This window comes from Paractinoplanes maris, from assembly GCF_023544465.1.
Lineage (GTDB): Bacteria > Actinomycetota > Actinomycetes > Mycobacteriales > Micromonosporaceae > Actinoplanes > Actinoplanes maris.
Genome location: NZ_JALPVL010000002.1, coordinates 225,277 through 242,754, shown reverse-complemented (window position 1 = coordinate 242,754; position 17,478 = coordinate 225,277). Strand labels below are relative to the sequence as shown.

At 66.6% G+C, this 17,478-nt stretch carries 15 protein-coding genes; all 15 read left to right on the top strand.

Features of this window, described 5'->3' with window-relative positions; genetic code table 11:
- The first annotated feature begins 7 nt into the window (after positions 1–7).
- The 15 genes from rplL to rpsS all read left to right on the top strand — a co-directional run bounded on the left by rplL (position 8) and on the right by rpsS (position 17,461).
- Positions 8–391, top strand: coding sequence for a 50S ribosomal protein L7/L12 (gene rplL, locus NAG42_RS06030; RefSeq protein ID WP_250028655.1), 384 nt, complete (start codon positions 8–10; stop codon positions 389–391).
- A 599-nt stretch (positions 392–990) separates the two neighbouring features.
- Positions 991–4,431, top strand: coding sequence for a DNA-directed RNA polymerase subunit beta (rpoB, locus tag NAG42_RS06025; RefSeq protein ID WP_250028653.1), 3,441 nt, complete (start codon positions 991–993; stop codon positions 4,429–4,431).
- Between the two features lie 91 nt (positions 4,432–4,522).
- Positions 4,523–8,413, top strand: coding sequence for a DNA-directed RNA polymerase subunit beta' (locus tag NAG42_RS06020; RefSeq protein WP_250028651.1), 3,891 nt, complete (start codon positions 4,523–4,525; stop codon positions 8,411–8,413).
- 59 nt (positions 8,414–8,472) lie between these two features.
- Positions 8,473–8,832: a hypothetical protein gene (locus NAG42_RS06015; protein ID WP_250028649.1), complete on the top strand. Its 360-nt coding sequence runs from the start codon at positions 8,473–8,475 to the stop codon at positions 8,830–8,832.
- Between the two features lie 42 nt (positions 8,833–8,874).
- On the top strand, positions 8,875–9,345 hold the full coding sequence (locus tag NAG42_RS06010) for a hypothetical protein (RefSeq protein ID WP_250028647.1): 471 nt from the start codon (positions 8,875–8,877) through the stop codon (positions 9,343–9,345).
- A 396-nt stretch (positions 9,346–9,741) separates the two neighbouring features.
- Positions 9,742–10,116: a 30S ribosomal protein S12 gene (rpsL, locus tag NAG42_RS06005; protein WP_014440718.1), complete on the top strand. Its 375-nt coding sequence runs from the start codon at positions 9,742–9,744 to the stop codon at positions 10,114–10,116.
- A 1-nt stretch (position 10,117) separates the two neighbouring features.
- A complete protein-coding gene (rpsG, locus tag NAG42_RS06000; protein WP_127499794.1) occupies positions 10,118–10,588 on the top strand; it encodes a 30S ribosomal protein S7 in 471 nt (156 codons plus the stop codon).
- A gap of 90 nt (positions 10,589–10,678) precedes the next feature.
- Positions 10,679–12,775, top strand: coding sequence for an elongation factor G (gene fusA / locus NAG42_RS05995; protein ID WP_308201116.1), 2,097 nt, complete (start codon positions 10,679–10,681; stop codon positions 12,773–12,775).
- 119 nt (positions 12,776–12,894) lie between these two features.
- Positions 12,895–14,088 carry an elongation factor Tu gene (gene tuf, locus NAG42_RS05990; protein WP_250001377.1) on the top strand — a complete coding sequence of 398 codons (1,194 nt, stop codon included), beginning with the start codon at positions 12,895–12,897 and terminating at the stop codon, positions 14,086–14,088.
- Positions 14,089–14,396: 308 nt separating this feature from the next.
- Entirely contained in the window at positions 14,397–14,705 is a 309-nt protein-coding gene (gene rpsJ / locus NAG42_RS05985; RefSeq protein WP_097322778.1) for a 30S ribosomal protein S10, read from the top strand.
- Between the two features lie 13 nt (positions 14,706–14,718).
- A complete protein-coding gene (gene rplC / locus NAG42_RS05980) occupies positions 14,719–15,369 on the top strand; it encodes a 50S ribosomal protein L3 (RefSeq protein ID WP_250028646.1) in 651 nt (216 codons plus the stop codon).
- Positions 15,366–16,013 (top strand): 50S ribosomal protein L4, encoded by a 648-nt coding sequence (gene rplD / locus NAG42_RS05975; RefSeq protein WP_250028645.1) that lies wholly within the window; start codon positions 15,366–15,368, stop codon positions 16,011–16,013. Before rplC ends, rplD begins: the two co-directional genes overlap by 4 nt.
- On the top strand, positions 16,010–16,312 hold the full coding sequence (rplW, locus tag NAG42_RS05970) for a 50S ribosomal protein L23 (RefSeq protein WP_250028644.1): 303 nt from the start codon (positions 16,010–16,012) through the stop codon (positions 16,310–16,312). The genes rplD and rplW overlap by 4 nt, the downstream gene beginning before the upstream one ends.
- A 13-nt stretch (positions 16,313–16,325) precedes the next feature.
- Positions 16,326–17,165, top strand: coding sequence for a 50S ribosomal protein L2 (rplB, locus tag NAG42_RS05965; protein ID WP_250028643.1), 840 nt, complete (start codon positions 16,326–16,328; stop codon positions 17,163–17,165).
- A 14-nt stretch (positions 17,166–17,179) separates the two neighbouring features.
- A complete protein-coding gene (gene rpsS / locus NAG42_RS05960) occupies positions 17,180–17,461 on the top strand; it encodes a 30S ribosomal protein S19 (protein WP_097322773.1) in 282 nt (93 codons plus the stop codon).
- Positions 17,462–17,478 lie beyond the last annotated feature (17 nt).

Genomic DNA, 17,478 nt, shown 5'->3' with positions numbered 1-17,478 from the left:
GCCAGACATGGCGAAGCTCAGCACCGACGAGCTGCTCGACGCGTTCAAGGAAATGACGCTCATCGAGCTGTCGGAGTTCGTGAAGCAGTTCGAGGACACCTTCGAGGTCACCGCGGCCGCTCCGGTGGCCGTCGCGGCCGCCGGTGGCGCTGCTGCCCCGGTCGAGGCCGAGGCCGAGAAGGACTCGTTCGACGTCGTCCTCGAGGGTGACGGTGGCAAGAAGATCCAGGTCATCAAGGTCGTGCGTGAGCTGACCGGCCTGGGCCTCAAGGAGGCCAAGGACGCCGTCGAGTCCGCCCCCAAGGCGATCCTCGAGGGTGTCAACAAGGAGAAGGCCGAGGCCGCCAAGGCCAAGCTCGAGGGTGAAGGCGCCAAGGTCACCCTCAAGTGATCTAACGCTCCACTGCATTCTCTTGCGAATGGCGGGGACCCGGGTCCGGGTTCCCGCCATTCGTGTCTTCTCGATGTCGTGGCTGGTCAGCCCTTTGATACCGGGTGTCCGGCTGCCGACGCACAAAGCGGGTCCAACCGGGCAAGCTGTGGAGTATCGTCCTTAGGGCGCGCCGAGCAGCGGACGGCGCGGGTCTGACCCGCCTCGCAGCCCTTGACTGTGTGTCCGCTGACAGGCACGCTGACAACAGCAAGTTTCCGCGCTTGCGACAGCCACCCCGGGGGTAAGCCGGTTTCACCGGTCGCCCACGGAGGCGCACTGAGAGAGAGTTGCCGCGTTTCGAGCGGTCCCGCATGCCGGCCCTGGCCATCGAGGCGCAGGTCAGAGGGCCCGGGGACACGTTCCGCAGGCACCCTCAGGTGTGGGCTGGACAGCGGTTAGCCGAGCGGCTACACTGCTAGTTTGCGCTGCCTTCTGTCTTGAGCCCTGCCGGGACATCCATCTGGATGATTTCCTGGGGGCTCGTCAGAGTGCACGCAGACAGTTGCATACCGCAGCTGCAGCCGCATCAGCAGCACCGGTCCTCGGAAGGACGCATCTTGGCAGCTTCCCGCCCTGCGAAGACCAGCCGTACGTCGAGCGCTTACGCACCCCGCCGTGTCTCTTTCGGCAGGATCACCGAGCAACTTGAGGTCCCCAACCTCCTCGCCCTCCAGACGGAGTCCTTCGACTGGCTGGTCGGGAACGAGGCTTGGCAGGCCCGGTCGACGGACGACCCGCACGCCCACTCGGGCCTCGCAGAGATCCTCGAAGAGATCAGTCCCATTGAGGACTTCTCCGGCACCATGTCGCTGTCCTTCTCGTCTCCCCGATTCGACGAGGTCAAGGCCTCGATCGAGGAGTGCAAGGAGAAGGACCTGACTTACTGCGCGCCGCTGTTCGTGACCGCGGAGTTCACCAACAACACGACTGGCGAGATCAAGAGCCAGACCGTGTTCATGGGTGACTTCCCGATGATGACCCCCAAGGGGACGTTCGTCATCAACGGCACGGAGCGCGTCGTGGTGAGCCAGCTCGTCCGGTCGCCGGGCGTGTACTTCACCAAGGAGCCGGACAAGACCTCCGACCGCGACCTGTCCAGCGTCAAGGTCATCCCCAGCCGGGGTGCCTGGCTGGAGTTCGACATCGACAAGCGCGACACCGTCGGTGTGCGTATCGACCGCAAGCGCCGGCAGGCCGTCACCGTCCTGCTCAAGGCGATCGGCTGGTCGGCCGACCAGATCCGTGAGCGGTTCGGCTGGTCCGAGCTCCTCATGACCACGCTCGAGAAAGACCACATCGCCGGGCAGGACGAGGCCCTGCTCGACATCTACCGCAAGCTCCGCCCTGGCGAGCCCCCGACCAGGGAGAACGCGCAGACCCTGCTCGACAACCTCTTCTTCAACCCGAAGAGGTACGACGTCGCCAAGGTCGGCCGTTACAAGTTCAACAAGAAGCTCGACATCGACGTCCCGATCGTCCGGGGCACGTTGACCGAGGAAGACATCGTCAAGACCGTGGACTACCTCGCCCGGCTGCACGCCGGTGAGGAAGGCTACGAGGCCGACGACATCGACCACTTCGGCAACCGCCGTCTGCGCACCGTGGGCGAGCTCATCCAGAACCAGGTCCGCGTCGGCCTGTCCCGGATGGAGCGCGTCGTCCGCGAGCGCATGACGACCCAGGACGTCGAGGCGATCACGCCGCAGACCCTGATCAACATCCGTCCCGTGGTGGCGGCGATCAAGGAGTTCTTCGGCACGTCGCAGCTGTCGCAGTTCATGGACCAGACCAACCCGCTGGCGGGTCTGACCCACCGGCGTCGTCTGTCCGCGCTGGGCCCCGGTGGCCTTTCGCGTGAGCGGGCGGGCTTCGAGGTCCGTGACGTGCACCCGTCCCACTACGGCCGGATGTGCCCGATCGAGACGCCGGAAGGCCCGAACATCGGCCTGATCGGCGCGCTCTCCACGTTCGCGCGGGTCAACCCGTTCGGTTTCATCGAGACGCCTTACCGCAAGGTCGAGGCGGGCGTTGTCACCGACGAGGTGCACTACCTGACCGCGGACGAGGAAGACCGGTACATCAAGGCCCAGGCGAACGCCGTGCTGCGAGGCGACGGCACCTTCGCCGAGGACCGGGTCCTGGTCCGCCGTAAGGGCGGTGAGGTCGACTACGTGCCTGGCACCGAGGTCGACTACATGGACGTGTCGCCGCGGCAGATGACCTCGGTCGCGACCGCGATGATCCCGTTCCTCGAGCACGACGACGCGAACCGCGCGCTCATGGGCGCGAACATGCAGCGTCAGGCCGTGCCGCTGGTCAAGGCGGAGGCGCCGCTGGTCGGCACCGGCATGGAATACCGTGCCGCGGTCGACGCCGGTGACGTCGTCGTCGCCGAGGTCGGCGGTGTGGTCGAGGACCTGTGCGCCGACTACGTGACGGTGCACCAGGACGACGGCCACCGTCGCACCTACCTGCTGCACAAGTTCCGCCGCTCCAACGCCGGCTCCTGCGTCAACCAGAAGCCGGTCGTGTTCGAGGGTGACCGGGTCGAGGCCGGCCAGGTCGTCGCGGACGGCCCGTGCACCGACGAGGGGGAGATGGCCCTCGGCCGCAACCTGCTCGTCGCGTTCATGTGCTGGGAGGGTCACAACTACGAGGACGCGATCATCCTGTCGCAGCGCCTCGTCCAGCAGGACGTCCTCACCTCGATCCACATCGAGGAGCACGAGGTCGACGCCCGCGACACCAAGCTCGGCCCGGAAGAGATCACCCGCGACATCCCGAACGTCAGCGAGGAAATGCTCGCTGACCTCGACGAGCGCGGCATCATCCGGATCGGCGCCGAGGTCGTTCCCGGCGACATCCTGGTCGGCAAGGTCACGCCGAAGGGCGAGACCGAGCTGACCCCCGAGGAGCGGCTGCTCCGCGCGATCTTCGGTGAGAAGGCCCGGGAAGTCCGGGACACCTCGCTGAAGGTGCCGCACGGCGAGACCGGCACGGTCATCGGCGTCCGCACGTTCTCTCGCGAGGACGGCGACGAGCTGCCCCCGGGCGTGAACGAGCTGGTCCGGGTCTACGTGGCCCAGAAGCGCAAGATCCAGGACGGTGACAAGCTCGCGGGCCGCCACGGCAACAAGGGCGTCATCTCCAAGATCCTGCCCGTCGAGGACATGCCGTTCCTCGAGGACGGCACCCCGGTCGACATCGTGCTCAACCCGCTCGGTGTGCCCTCGCGTATGAACATCGGCCAGGTTCTGGAGACCCACCTCGGGTGGATCGCCAAGACCGGCTGGTCGGTCGAGGGCGAGGACCAGGAGTGGAAGCGCCAGCTGCGCGCGATCGAGGCGCACGAGTCCATCGCGGACTCGAACGTCGCGACCCCCGTCTTCGACGGTGCGCAGGAGGAGGAGATCAAGGGCCTCCTCGAGTCGACGCTGGTCAACCGCGACGGTAAGCGGCTGGTCAACGGTGACGGCAAGGCGCAGCTGTTCGACGGCCGCTCCGGCGAGCCGCTGCCGGACCCGATCTCGGTCGGGTACGTCTACATCCTCAAGCTGAACCACCTGGTCGACGACAAGATTCACGCTCGGTCGACCGGCCCGTACTCGATGATCACGCAGCAGCCGCTGGGTGGTAAGGCGCAGTTCGGTGGCCAGCGGTTCGGCGAGATGGAGTGCTGGGCGATGCAGGCCTACGGCGCCGCTTACGCGCTGCAGGAACTGCTCACCATCAAGTCCGATGACGTCCTGGGCCGCGTGAAGGTCTACGAGGCCATCGTCAAGGGCGAGAACATCCCGGAGCCGGGAATCCCGGAGTCCTTCAAGGTGCTTCTCAAGGAGCTCCAGTCGCTGTGCCTGAACGTCGAGGTGCTTTCCAGCGACGGTGTGGCCCTCGAGATGCGCGAGACGGACGACGAGGTCTTCCGGGCCGCGGAGGAACTCGGCATCGACCTGTCACGCCGCCCGAACGAGGGCGTCAGCAGCGTCGAAGAGATCTGACGGAAGCGTCCCCGGTGGCACGAACTGCCACCGGGGGCGCCCCCGCCGGCCTTGAATTCACCCGAGCAACGAAACACGAGGGATAGTCCAAGTGCTCGACGTCAACTTCTTCGACGAGTTGCGCATCGGCCTTGCTACCGCTGACGACATCCGGCAGTGGTCGCACGGCGAGGTCAAGAAGCCCGAGACGATCAACTACCGCACGCTCAAGCCCGAGAAGGACGGACTCTTCTGCGAGAAGATCTTCGGTCCTCAGCGGGACTGGGAGTGCTACTGCGGCAAATACAAGCGGGTCCGGTTCAAGGGCATCATCTGTGAGCGCTGCGGCGTCGAGGTGACCCGGTCCAAGGTCCGCCGTGAGCGCATGGGTCACATCGAGCTGGCCGCGTCGGTCACGCACATCTGGTACTTCAAGGGTGTGCCGAGCCGGCTGGGCTACCTGCTCGACCTCGCGCCCAAGGACCTCGAGAAGATCATCTACTTCGCCTCGTACGTGATCACGAGCGTGGACGCCGAAGCGCGTCACCGCGACCTGTCCACCATCGAGAACGAGATCTTCGCCGAGAAGCGCCAGTCGGAGAACAGCCGCGACTCGGAGATCGAGAAGCGCGCTGCCAAGCTGGAGCAGGACCTCTCGGAGCTCGAGGCCGAGGGTGCCAAGGCCGACGTGCGCCGCAAGGTCAAGGAGGCCGGCGAGCGTGAGATGCGCCAGATCCGGGACAAGGCGCAGCGCGAGATCGACCGGCTCGACGAGGTGCTCGACACCTTCCGCAAGCTCGACTCCAAGCAGCTGGTCACCGACGAGCTGCTCTACCGCGAGCTGCGGGACCGCTTCGGTGAGTACTTCACCGGTGGCATGGGTGCCGAGGCGATCAAGGCGCTGCTGCAGAACATGGACCTCGACGCCGAGGCCGAGAACCTGCGCGAGATCATTCGTACGGGTAAGGGCCAGCGCAAGATCCGTGCGCTCAAGCGCCTCAAGGTCGTCGCCGCGTTCCTGAACACCCGGAACTCGCCGCTGGGCATGGTGCTCGACTGCGTCCCGGTCATCCCGCCGGACCTGCGCCCGATGGTGCAGCTCGACGGTGGCCGCTTCGCCACCAGCGACCTGAACGACCTGTACCGCCGGGTCATCAACCGGAACAACCGCCTCAAGCGACTGATCGACCTGGGTGCGCCCGAGATCATCGTGAACAACGAGAAGCGGATGCTCCAGGAGGCCGTCGACGCGTTGTTCGACAACGGTCGTCGTGGCCGGCCGGTCACCGGTCCGGGTAACCGCCCGCTCAAGTCGCTGTCCGACATGCTCAAGGGCAAGCAGGGCCGGTTCCGTCAGAACCTGCTCGGCAAGCGCGTCGACTACTCCGGCCGTTCGGTCATCGTCGTCGGCCCGCGCCTCAAGCTGCACCAGTGTGGTCTGCCCAAGCAGATGGCGCTGGAGCTGTTCAAGCCGTTCGTGATGAAGCGCCTGGTCGACCTGAACCACGCGCAGAACATCAAGTCGGCCAAGCGCATGGTCGAGCGTCAGCGGCCGGTCGTGTGGGACGTCCTCGAAGAGGTCATCAGCGAGCACCCGGTGCTGCTGAACCGCGCGCCGACCCTGCACCGCCTGGGCATCCAGGCCTTCGAGCCGCAGCTGGTCGAGGGCAAGGCCATCCAGATCCACCCGCTCGTCTGCACGGCGTTCAACGCCGACTTCGACGGTGACCAGATGGCGGTGCACGTGCCGCTGTCGGCCGAGGCGCAGGCCGAGGCCCGGATCCTGATGCTCTCGTCCAACAACATCCTGAAGCCGGCCGACGGCAAGCCCGTCACCATGCCGACCCAGGACATGGTCATCGGCCTCTACTACCTGACGCACCAGACTGCCGGTGCCAAGGGTGAGGGCCGGGTCTTCAGCTCGGACGCCGAGGCTCGGATGGCGTTCGACAACGGCGAGCTGCACCTCCAGGCGACGGTGAAGATCCGTCTCCGCGAGGTCATCGGGGTCGACAACGGCGCGAAGTCGGCGGCGTGGACGGCTCCGGAGGAGTGGGTCGAGGGTGACCCGCTGCTCGTCGAGACCACGCTCGGCCGGGTCCTGTTCAACGAGACGCTGCCCCCGGGCTACCGCTTCGTGAACTACGAGATCCGCAAGGGTCAGCTGTCGGCGATCGTCAACGACCTCGCCGAGCGCTTCCCCAAGGTGGCCCTTGCGGCGACCCTGGACGCGCTCAAGGAGGCCGGCTTCCACTGGGCCACCTGGTCCGGCGTGACGATCGGCATGGGCGACGTCATCGGTCCTCCGCGCAAGCCGGAGATCCTGGCCCGCTACCAGGTCGAGGCCGACCGCATCGACAAGCAGTACCAGCGTGGTCTGATGACCGCCGAGGAGCGTCGCGGCGAGCTCATCGAGATCTGGACCAAGGCGACCAACGAGATCTCCAAGGAGATGGAGACCGCGCTGCCGCAGGAGAACCCGCTCTGGGTGATGATCAACTCCGGCGCTCGCGGTAACCTCCTCCAGCTCCGGCAGATCGCCGCGATCCGTGGTCTGGTGGCCAACCCCAAGGGTGAGATCATCCCGCGGCCGATCACCTCGTCGTACCGCGAGGGTCTGACCGTGCTGGAGTACTTCATCTCCACGCACGGTGCCCGTAAGGGTCTGGCCGACACCGCGCTGCGTACCGCCGACTCGGGTTACCTGACCCGTCGTCTGGTGGACGTCTCGCAGGACGTCATCATCCGCGAGGAGGACTGCGGCACCGACCGCGCGATTCCGATGCAGGTGGGCGAGCGCGAGGCGGACGGCTCCGTGGTCGTGCACGTTCACGCCGAGACCGGTGTGCACGCCCGTACGATCGCCGACGACATCAAGGACGCCAACGGCAACCTGGTCGTCGCGCGGGGCTCGGACCTCAACTCGATCCTGGTCGACCAGCTGGTCGCGGCCGGCGTCGAGAACGTCCGGGTGCGCTCGGTGCTGACCTGTGAGTCGAAGCTCGGTGTGTGTGCGGCCTGCTACGGCCGTTCGCTGCCGACCGGCAAGGCGGTCGACATCGGCGAGGCGGTCGGCATCATCGCCGCCCAGTCCATCGGTGAGCCCGGTACGCAGCTGACGATGCGTACCTTCCACACCGGTGGTGTCGCGGGTGAGGACATCACCCAGGGTCTGCCGCGTGTGCAGGAGATCTTCGAGGCCCGCGTGCCCAAGGGCAAGGCGCCCATCGCCGATACCCCGGGACGCATCCGCATCGAGGACGGCGAGCGCTCGCGCAAGATCATCGTGGTGCCGGACGACGGCAGCGAGGAGATCGTCTACGACAAGATCTCCAAGCGCGTCAAGCTCCGGGCCCACGACGGCGACCACGTCGGCGTCGGCGAGAAGCTGACCGAGGGCACCATCGACCCGCACGAGCTTCTGCGGATCATGGGTCCGCGGGCGGTCCAGGTCCACCTGACCAGTGAGGTCCAGGAGGTCTACCGCTCGCAGGGTGTGCTCATCCACGACAAGCACATCGAGATCATCATCCGCCAGATGCTCAAGCGGGTGACGGTCATCGACTCGGGTGCCGCGGAGTTCCTCCCCGGTGTCCTGGTCGACCGGGCGCTCTTCGAGTCGGAGAACCGCCGGATCGTGGGCGAGGGTGGCGAGCCCGCCGCCGGTCGTCCCGTGCTGATGGGTATCACCAAGGCCTCGCTGGCCACCGACTCCTGGCTCTCGGCGGCCTCCTTCCAGGAGACCACCCGGGTGCTGACCGACGCGGCGATCAACTCGCGCAGCGACTCGCTCGTCGGCCTCAAGGAGAACGTGATCATCGGTAAGCTCATCCCGGCCGGTACCGGTATCTCCAAGTACCGCAACATCCGGGTCGAGCCGACCGAGGAGGCCAAGGCCAAGGTGTACTCGATGACCGGGTACCCCGAGACCGACTACGGCTTCGGGCCGGCCAGCGGGCAGGCTGTGCCGCTGGACGACTTCGACTTCGGGTCGTACCGCTAAGGGTCTGTATTCGCCGAGGGCGGCCGCGCACTGCGCGGCCGCCCTTCGGCCTTTCTAGAATGGTTCTCGTGACGCTCCCGGCCGCAGTGCCCACCCGCCATCCGATGGATCCGGATCCGGCGCCCTCGTCGAAGGCGCGGGCCGTCTTCGCGCTCGGCCTGGTGGGTTTTCTGCTGGGCGCATTCGTCGGTGGTGTGATCCCGGCCACTGTGGCCCTGTTGCTGGCCCGTCAGACGGCCCGGCAGGCGTATGCCTCCCAGGGCTACCTGACCGGCTCGGCGTGGATCCGCCGGGGGCGCCGGTTGGCGTGGGCGGGCATCGTGCTGGCTCTCACCACACTGGTCGTCGCGTCCATCGCCGGCCTGCTGCACCTGGCCGGCTCGCCCGGTGGCGCCGACTTCGCACCGGGCACCGACTGAGGTGGGGTGCCGTCCCCCTCGTCCGGGTGACATGCTTTCCCCATGACCCTCCCACCTCCGCCGCCGACCGGTCATCCGGCTCAGGTGCCGCCGCCGCCATCCTCGGGGCAGTGGCGCCCGGAGCGGATCGACGCACTGCCCGGCACGGAGTTCGGCCTGGTGCAGCTGCGGGTCGAGCCGATCACGTCGGGCCTGGCCATCGGCTCGCTGATGGCCGGCATCGGGTCGATCCTGGTGTCGCTGCTCGTCCTCTGCTTCGGTCTGGTCGGTGCGTCCGAGGGCTGGGGCGGCTGGGTGTCGGGCGCCTTCACGCTGCTCAGTGTGACGGCCGGCGGGGGAGCGGTGGCGCTCGGCGCGGTGTCCCGCCGGCAGATCCGGCGCTCGGGTCAGACCGGTCAGGTGCGGTTCACCGGGGCCGGTCTGGGCATGGCCGGCATCGTCTGCGGATCGATCGGCGCGGGAATTGCTCTGCTGTCGCTCGCGTTGACCCTGGTGTTGCAATTGTCGATGTGACGCTGGATCCGGCACCGCGACGTTGCCACCGTGAAGCACCCGGTACACTTGCATCGGAGATATCCGTCGCGGCTCCTCAGCGTTCATTTTGACCTGGGTGCCCGGGGTGGGTAGTCTTTCCCCTCGTGCCCAGGCTTGCCTGGGCAACTCGTGCGTGCGCCCGGAGTCGCTCGATGCGACGAGGCAGCGATACGCCGAGCCGGCGCCCCGTGATCGGGGCGTCGACAAAGACAAGACCCGGTGCGCGTTGACTGACGCGCGGCGGGACCGTGAGTCGAGCGACACGCCCGACCGCGGGTGCCGGACACAGCCCCTCCTCGGGGACGTGACCGGCACAGGAGCCATACAAGACGGTGCGGCCGCTTAGGAAGCGGCCGAAGGGAGCGGAGAAACCCGGTGCCCACGATCCAGCAGCTGGTCCGAAAGGGCCGTCAGGCGAAGACGAGCAAGACCAAGACGCCGGCGCTGAAGGGTAGTCCTCAGCGACGCGGCGTGTGCACGCGCGTGTACACCACCACCCCCAAGAAGCCGAACTCTGCGCTGCGCAAGGTCGCTCGTGTGAAGCTCAGCAGCCAGATCGAGGTGACGGCGTACATCCCGGGTGTCGGCCACAACCTGCAGGAGCACTCGATCGTGCTCGTGCGTGGTGGTCGTGTGAAGGACCTCCCCGGCGTCCGCTACAAGATCGTCCGCGGTTCGCTCGACACCCAGGGTGTCCGCAACCGCAAGCAGGCCCGCAGCCGTTACGGCGCGAAGAAGGAGAAGAGCTGACATGCCTCGTAAGGGCCCCGCTCCGCGCCACCCAGTGGTCGCGGACCCGGTTTACAACTCGCCGCTGGTCACTCAGCTGATCAACAAGATCCTGATCGGCGGCAAGCGTCAGCTCGCTGAGCGCATCGTCTACGGCGCCCTCGAGGGTGCCCGGGAGAAGAGCGGCACCGACCCCGTCGTGACGCTCAAGCGCGCGATGGACAACGTCAAGCCGACCCTCGAGGTCCGCAGCCGCCGCGTCGGTGGCGCGACCTACCAGGTTCCGGTCGAGGTCCGCACCCCGCGTCAGACCACCCTCGGTCTGCGCTGGCTGGTCCAGTACTCCAAGGCCCGCCGCGAGAAGACCATGATCGAGCGTCTCCAGAACGAGCTGCTCGACGCCAGCAACGGCCTCGGTGCCGCCGTCAAGCGGCGCGAGGACACCCACAAGATGGCGGAGTCCAACAAGGCCTTCGCGCACTACCGCTGGTAAGACCCCGCTGCTGCCGGCCCGGTGACCACCGGGCGCCAGCACCAGTCGTACCGGTTCACGAGACGACGACGAAGAAAAGTAGGGATTGAAGTGGCCGCCGCAGACGCGCTCGCCAACGTACGCAACATCGGCATCATGGCGCACATCGATGCTGGTAAGACCACGACCACCGAGCGAATCCTGTTCTACACCGGTATCACGTACAAGATCGGTGAGGTCCACGACGGCGGTGCCGTCATGGACTGGATGGAGCAGGAGCAGGAGCGCGGTATCACGATCACTTCCGCCGCCACCAAGTGCGAGTGGAAGGGCCACACGATCCAGATCATCGACACGCCCGGCCACGTCGACTTCACGGTCGAGGTCGAGCGGTCGTTGCGTGTGCTGGACGGCGCGGTGGCGGTCTACGACGGTGTGGCCGGCGTGGAGCCGCAGACCGAGAACGTGTGGCGGCAGGCGGACAAGTACCACGTTCCCCGGATGTGCTTCGTCAACAAGCTCGACCGGACCGGCGCGGACTTCTTCCGCTGCGTGCAGATGATGATCGACCGGCTCAACGCCACCCCGCTGGTCCTCCAGATCCCGATCGGGCTCGAGGGCGACCACATCGGTGTCGTCGACCTGATCGGCATGCGCGCGCTCACCTGGCGTGGTGAGACCCAGAAGGGTGACGACTACGCCATCGAGGAGATCCCGGCCGACCTGGTCGACTCCGCGAACGAGTGGCGCGAGAAGCTGATCGAGACGCTGGCCGACGTCGACGACGAGGTCATGCTCAAGTACCTCGAGGGCGAGGAGCTCTCGCAGGACGAGATCAAGGCCGCCATCCGGCGCGCCACGATCGCGAGCAAGGCCAACCCGGTGCTGTGCGGTTCGGCGTTCAAGAACAAGGGCGTTCAGCCCATGCTCGACGCCGTGATCGACTTCCTGCCGTCGCCGCTGGACATCCCGGCCATCGAGGGCACCGCGACCGACGGCGAGACGCCGATGGTCCGCAAGCCGTCGAACACCGAGCCCTTCGCCGGTCTGGCCTTCAAGATCCAGACCGACAAGCACCTCGGCAAGCTCACGTACGTCCGGGTCTACTCCGGCACGCTCGAGTCCGGTTCCCAGGTGGTCAACTCCACCAAGGACCGCAAGGAGCGGATCGGCAAGATCTACCAGATGCACGCGAACAAGCGTGAGGAGCGCGCCACCGCGCAGGCCGGCGACATCATCGCCGTCCAGGGTCTCAAGCAGACCACCACCGGTGACACGCTCAGCGACCCGGCCAACCAGGTCGTGCTCGAGTCGATGACGTTCCCGGAGCCGGTCATCCAGGTCGCCATCGAGCCCAAGACCAAGTCGGACCAGGAGAAGCTGGGCACCGCGATCCAGCGCCTGGCCGAGGAGGACCCGACCTTCCGCGTCTTCAACGACGAGGAGACCGGCCAGACGATCATCGCCGGCATGGGCGAGCTCCACCTGGACATCCTGGTGGACCGCATGCGCCGCGAGTTCAACGTCGAGGCCAACATCGGTAAGCCGCAGGTGGCGTACCGCGAGACGATCCGCGGCACCGTGGAGAAGCTCACGTACGTCCACAAGAAGCAGACCGGTGGATCGGGCCAGTACGCGAAGGTTGTCATCAGCGTCGAGCCGTTGTCGCTCGAGGCCGACGGCCCCACGTACGAGTTCGTGAACGCCGTCACCGGTGGCCGCATCCCCAAGGAGTTCATCCCCTCGGTGGACGCGGGCGCGCAGGACTCCCTGCAGTACGGTGTCCTCGCCGGTTACCCGCTGGTCGGCGTGAAGTTCACGCTGGTCGACGGTCAGTACCACGAGGTCGACTCGTCCGAGATGGCGTTCAAGATCGCCGGCTCCATCGCGATGAAGGAGGCGGCCCGCAAGGCCGACCCCGCGCTGCTCGAGCCGATGATGTCCGTCGAGGTCACCACGCCCGAGGACAACATGGGCGACGTGATCGGCGACCTCAACTCCCGCCGTGGCATCATCCAGTCGATGGAGGAGCGCTCCGGCGCTCGTGTCATCAAGGCTCTGGTGCCGCTGTCGGAGATGTTCGGCTACGTCGGCGACCTTCGGTCGAAGACCGCGGGCCGGGCCAGCTACAGCATGCAGTTCGACTCCTACGCCGAGGTTCCGCAGAGCGTCGCGAAGGAGATCATCGCCAAGGCCACCGGCGCCTGACGCGTTGAGGCGCGTGCGGCCCGTCGAGGGCCGCACGCGCACGAGCAGTCGACAGAGTCCCCATCGCCTTATCGGGCGTGCCGGGAAAAAGTTATTCCACAGTCCACAGGAGGACACCAGTGGCGAAGGCGAAGTTCGAGCGGACTAAGCCGCACGTCAACATCGGCACCATTGGTCACATCGACCACGGTAAGACGACGCTGACTGCGGCCATCACGAAGGTCCTGCACGACCAGTACCCGGACCTGAACCCGTACACCCCGTTCGACGAGATCGACAAGGCGCCTGAAGAGAAGGCGCGTGGTATCACGATCTCGATCGCGCACGTCGAGTACCAGACCGCGGCGCGGCACTACGCGCACGTGGACTGCCCCGGCCACGCCGACTACATCAAGAACATGATCACCGGTGCCGCCCAGATGGACGGCGCGATCCTGGTGGTCGCCGCGACCGACGGCCCGATGCCGCAGACCAAGGAGCACGTGCTCCTGGCCCGCCAGGTCGGCGTTCCGTACATCGTCGTCGCCCTGAACAAGAGCGACATGGTGGACGACGAGGAGCTCCTGGAGCTCGTCGAGCTCGAGGTCCGCGAGCTGCTCAGCACCTACGAGTTCCCCGGCGACGACCTGCCGGTCGTGCGTGTCTCGGCGCTGAAGGCGCTCGAGGGCGACGCCGAGTGGACCGAGCGGCTCATGGAGCTCATGAACGCGGTCGACACCGCGATCCCGCAGCCCGAGCGTGACACCGACAAGCCGTTCCTCATGCCCATCGAGGACGTCTTCACGATCACCGGTCGTGGCACCGTGGTCACGGGTCGCGCCGAGCGTGGCATCCTCAAGCCGAACGAGGAGGTCGAGATCGTCGGCATCCGCGAGAAGTCGACGAAGACCGTCTGCACCGGCATCGAGATGTTCCGCAAGCTGCTCGACGAGGCCCGCGCGGGTGAGAACGTCGGTCTGCTCCTGCGCGGTATCAAGCGCGAGGACGTCGAGCGCGGCATGGTCGTTGTGAAGCCGGGCACCTCTACTCCCCACACGGAGTTCGAGGGCCAGGTCTACATCCTCTCAAAGGAAGAGGGCGGCCGGCACACCCCGTTCTTCCAGAACTACCGCCCGCAGTTCTACTTCCGCACCACGGACGTCACCGGCGTCGTCACGCTGCCCGAGGGCACCGAGATGGTCATGCCGGGCGACTCCACCAGCATGTCGGTCAAGCTGATCCAGCCGATCGCCATGGAGCAGGGCCTGAAGTTCGCGATCCGTGAGGGTGGCCGCACCGTCGGCGCCGGCACGGTCACGAAGATCAACGTCTAGGGCCGCTGACCCCGATTAGCATTGTCGGACTCTTTCCGGCATACTAGTCAGGTTGCGTCCGAGCGGGGTGGTCAGCTGCCTTGTGCAGCTGGCCACCCTCGCCGGGTGTCCGGGTGTGTTTTGTTGGCCATCCGTAAGACACCTCAAGATCCCCGCGATCTAGAGTGCTGCCCTGCGCAGTTTTGTAAGAGTCAGCGCGACACGCCCGACCGCGGGGGTCGGACAACGCAGGATCAACGGTCCTGCGGGCATGCGAGAGCCACCGCTCTCGCACGTAGCGGCATCGAGAAAAGGAAACAGAAGCCACCATGGCGGGACAGAAGATCCGCATCCGGCTCAAGGCCTATGACCACGAGGTCGTCGACTCCTCGGCGCGCAAGATCGTCGAGACGGTCACGCGTACCGGTGCGTCGGTCGCAGGCCCGGTGCCGCTGCCCACGGAGATCAACCGTTTCTGCGTCATCCGTTCGCCGCACAAGTACAAGGACTCGCGCGAGCACTTCGAGATGCGCACGCACAAGCGGCTGATCGACATCATCGACCCGACTCCGAAGACGGTCGACTCGCTCATGCGCCTCGACCTGCCGGCTGGCGTCGACATCGAGATCAAGCTGTAGGGATCTGCGACTAATGGACAGGCAAGTAAAGGGGATCCTGGGCGCCAAGCTCGGCATGACCCAGGTCTGGGACAACAACAAAGTCGTCCCGGTGACCGTGGTGCAGGCCGGCCCTTGTGTCGTGACCCAGGTCCGGACAGACGAGAAGGACGGCTATGCGGCCGTCCAGCTGGCATACGGCGCGATCGACCCGCGCAAGGTGAACAAGCCCGAGGGCGGTCACTTCGCGAAGGCCGGTGTGTCGCCGAGGCGCCACGTCGTCGAGCTGCGCACCACCGACGCCGGTGAGTACGAGCTCGGCCAGGAGGTCACCGTCGAGGCGTTCGCGGTCGGTTCGCCGATCGACGTCACCGGTAAGACCAAGGGCAAGGGCTACGCCGGTGTCATCAAGCGGCACGGCTTCCACGGCCTGAAGGCCAGCCACGGTGTCGAGCGCAAGCACCGCTCGCCCGGTTCCATCGGCGCCTGCGCGACCCCCGGTCGTGTCTTCAAGGGCGTGCGGATGGCCGGTCGGATGGGTAGCCAGCGCTTCACCGTGCAGAACCTGACCGTGCAGGCGGTGGACACCGAGAACAACCTGATCCTGGTCAAGGGCGCGGTGCCCGGCCCCAAGGGCGCGCTTGTCCTGGTCCGCACCGCGGCGAAGAAGGGCGGTGTCAAGTGAGCTCGGTCGACGTGATCAACGTTGAGGGCAACAAGGCCGGCTCGGTCGACCTGCCGGACGCGATCTTCGACGTGCAGGCGAACATCCCGCTGATGCACCAGGTCGTGGTGGCCCAGCTCGCGGCTGCTCGCCAGGGCACGGCCAAGGCCAAGACGCGCGGTGAGGTCGCCGGCGGCGGCAAGAAGCCGTACAAGCAGAAGGGCACCGGTCGCGCCCGTCAGGGCTCGATCCGCGCTCCTCAGTTCACCGGCGGTGGCGTCGTGCACGGTCCCGTGCCGCGCGACTACAGCCAGCGGACCCCCAAGAAGATGAAGGCGGCCGCTCTGCGGGGCGCCCTCTCCGACCGGGCCCGCGAAGGCCGCGTGCACGTGGTCGAGGCCTTCGTCAGCGGCGACAAGCCGTCGACCAAGGGCGCGATCGCCACGCTGCGCAAGGCCACCGAGTCCACCAAGGTCCTGGTCGTGCTGAGCAGCACCGACGAGCTGAACTGGCTCTCGCTGCGCAACGAGGCGACCGTGCACCTGCTCGAGGCCGGCCAGCTCAACACGTACGACGTGCTGGTCGCCGACGAGGTGGTCTTCACCAAGGAAGCGCTCGACGAGTTCCTGGGCGTTCCGGCGACCGCCGAGGAGGAGAACAAGTGAGCACCATCGCCGACCCGCGCGACGTCATCATCAAGCCGGTCGTGTCCGAGAAGAGCTACAGCGTTCTCGACCAGAACTGGTACACGTTCCTCGTCCACCCGGACGCGAACAAGACCCAGGTCAAGATCGCGATCCAGCAGATCTTCAACGTCCGCGTGCTCACGGTGAACACCTCGAACCGCCAGGGCAAGCGCAAGCGCACCCGGACCGGTTTCGGGCAGCGCAAGGCGACCAAGCGCGCGCTGGTGAAGCTGGCTGACGGCGACCGTATCGAGGCCTTCGGCGGCCCGGTCAGCTAAGGGGTTGTAAAAAATGGCTATCCGTAAGTACAAGCCGACCACGCCGGGCCGTCGCGGCTCGAGCGTCGCCGACTTCGCCGAGATCACCCGGTCGACGCCGGAGAAGTCTCTGCTGGTTCCGCTGCCCAAGAAGGGTGGTCGCAACGTCCACGGCCGCATCACCACGCGGCACCAGGGCGGCGGTCACAAGCGGCAGTACCGGCTGATCGACTTCAAGCGGGTCGACAAGGACGGCGTGCCGGCCAAGGTCGCGCACATCGAGTACGACCCGAACCGCACGTCCCGCATCGCTCTGCTGCACTACGCCGACGGCGAGAAGCGCTACATCCTCGCGCCGAAGGACCTCAAGCAGGGTGACCGGGTCGAGTCCGGCCCGGGCGCGGACATCAAGCCGGGGAACAACCTTCCCCTGCGCAACATCCCGGTCGGTACGACGGTCCACGGTGTGGAGCTTCGTCCCGGCGGTGGCGCCAAGCTGGCCCGCTCGGCCGGTGTCGGTATCCAGCTGCTCGGCCGTGAAGGTGCCTACGCCACGCTGCGTATGCCCTCCGGTGAGATCCGCCGGGTCGACATCCGATGCCGTGCCACGGTCGGCGAGATCGGCAATGCCGAACAGTCGAACATCAACTGGGGCAAGGCCGGCCGCATGCGCTGGAAGGGCAAGCGCCCGACCGTCCGCGGTGTCGCCATGAACCCGATCGACCACCCGCACGGTGGTGGTGAGGGTAAGACCTCTGGTGGTCGCCACCCGGTCAACCCGGCTGGTAAGCCCGAGGGTCGTACCCGCCGCAAGGGCCAGGAGAGCGACAAGCTGATCGTTCGCCGCCGCTACGCCACCCGCAAGCGCGGGTAACGGGAGTTTAGAAGATGCCACGCAGCCTGAAGAAGGGCCCGTTCGTCGACGACCACCTGCTCAAGAAGGTGGAAGTCCAGAACGAGAAGAACTCGAAGAACGTCATCAAGACCTGGTCGCGGCGCTCGATGATCATCCCCGACATGCTGGGGCACACGATCGCCGTGCACGACGGGCGCAAGCACGTCCCGGTGTTCATCACCGAGGCCATGGTCGGTCACAAGCTCGGGGAGTTCGCTCTGACCCGCACGTTCAAGGGTCACGAGAAGGACGACCGCAAGAGCCGTCGTCGCTAGTCAGTCCACGGATAAGA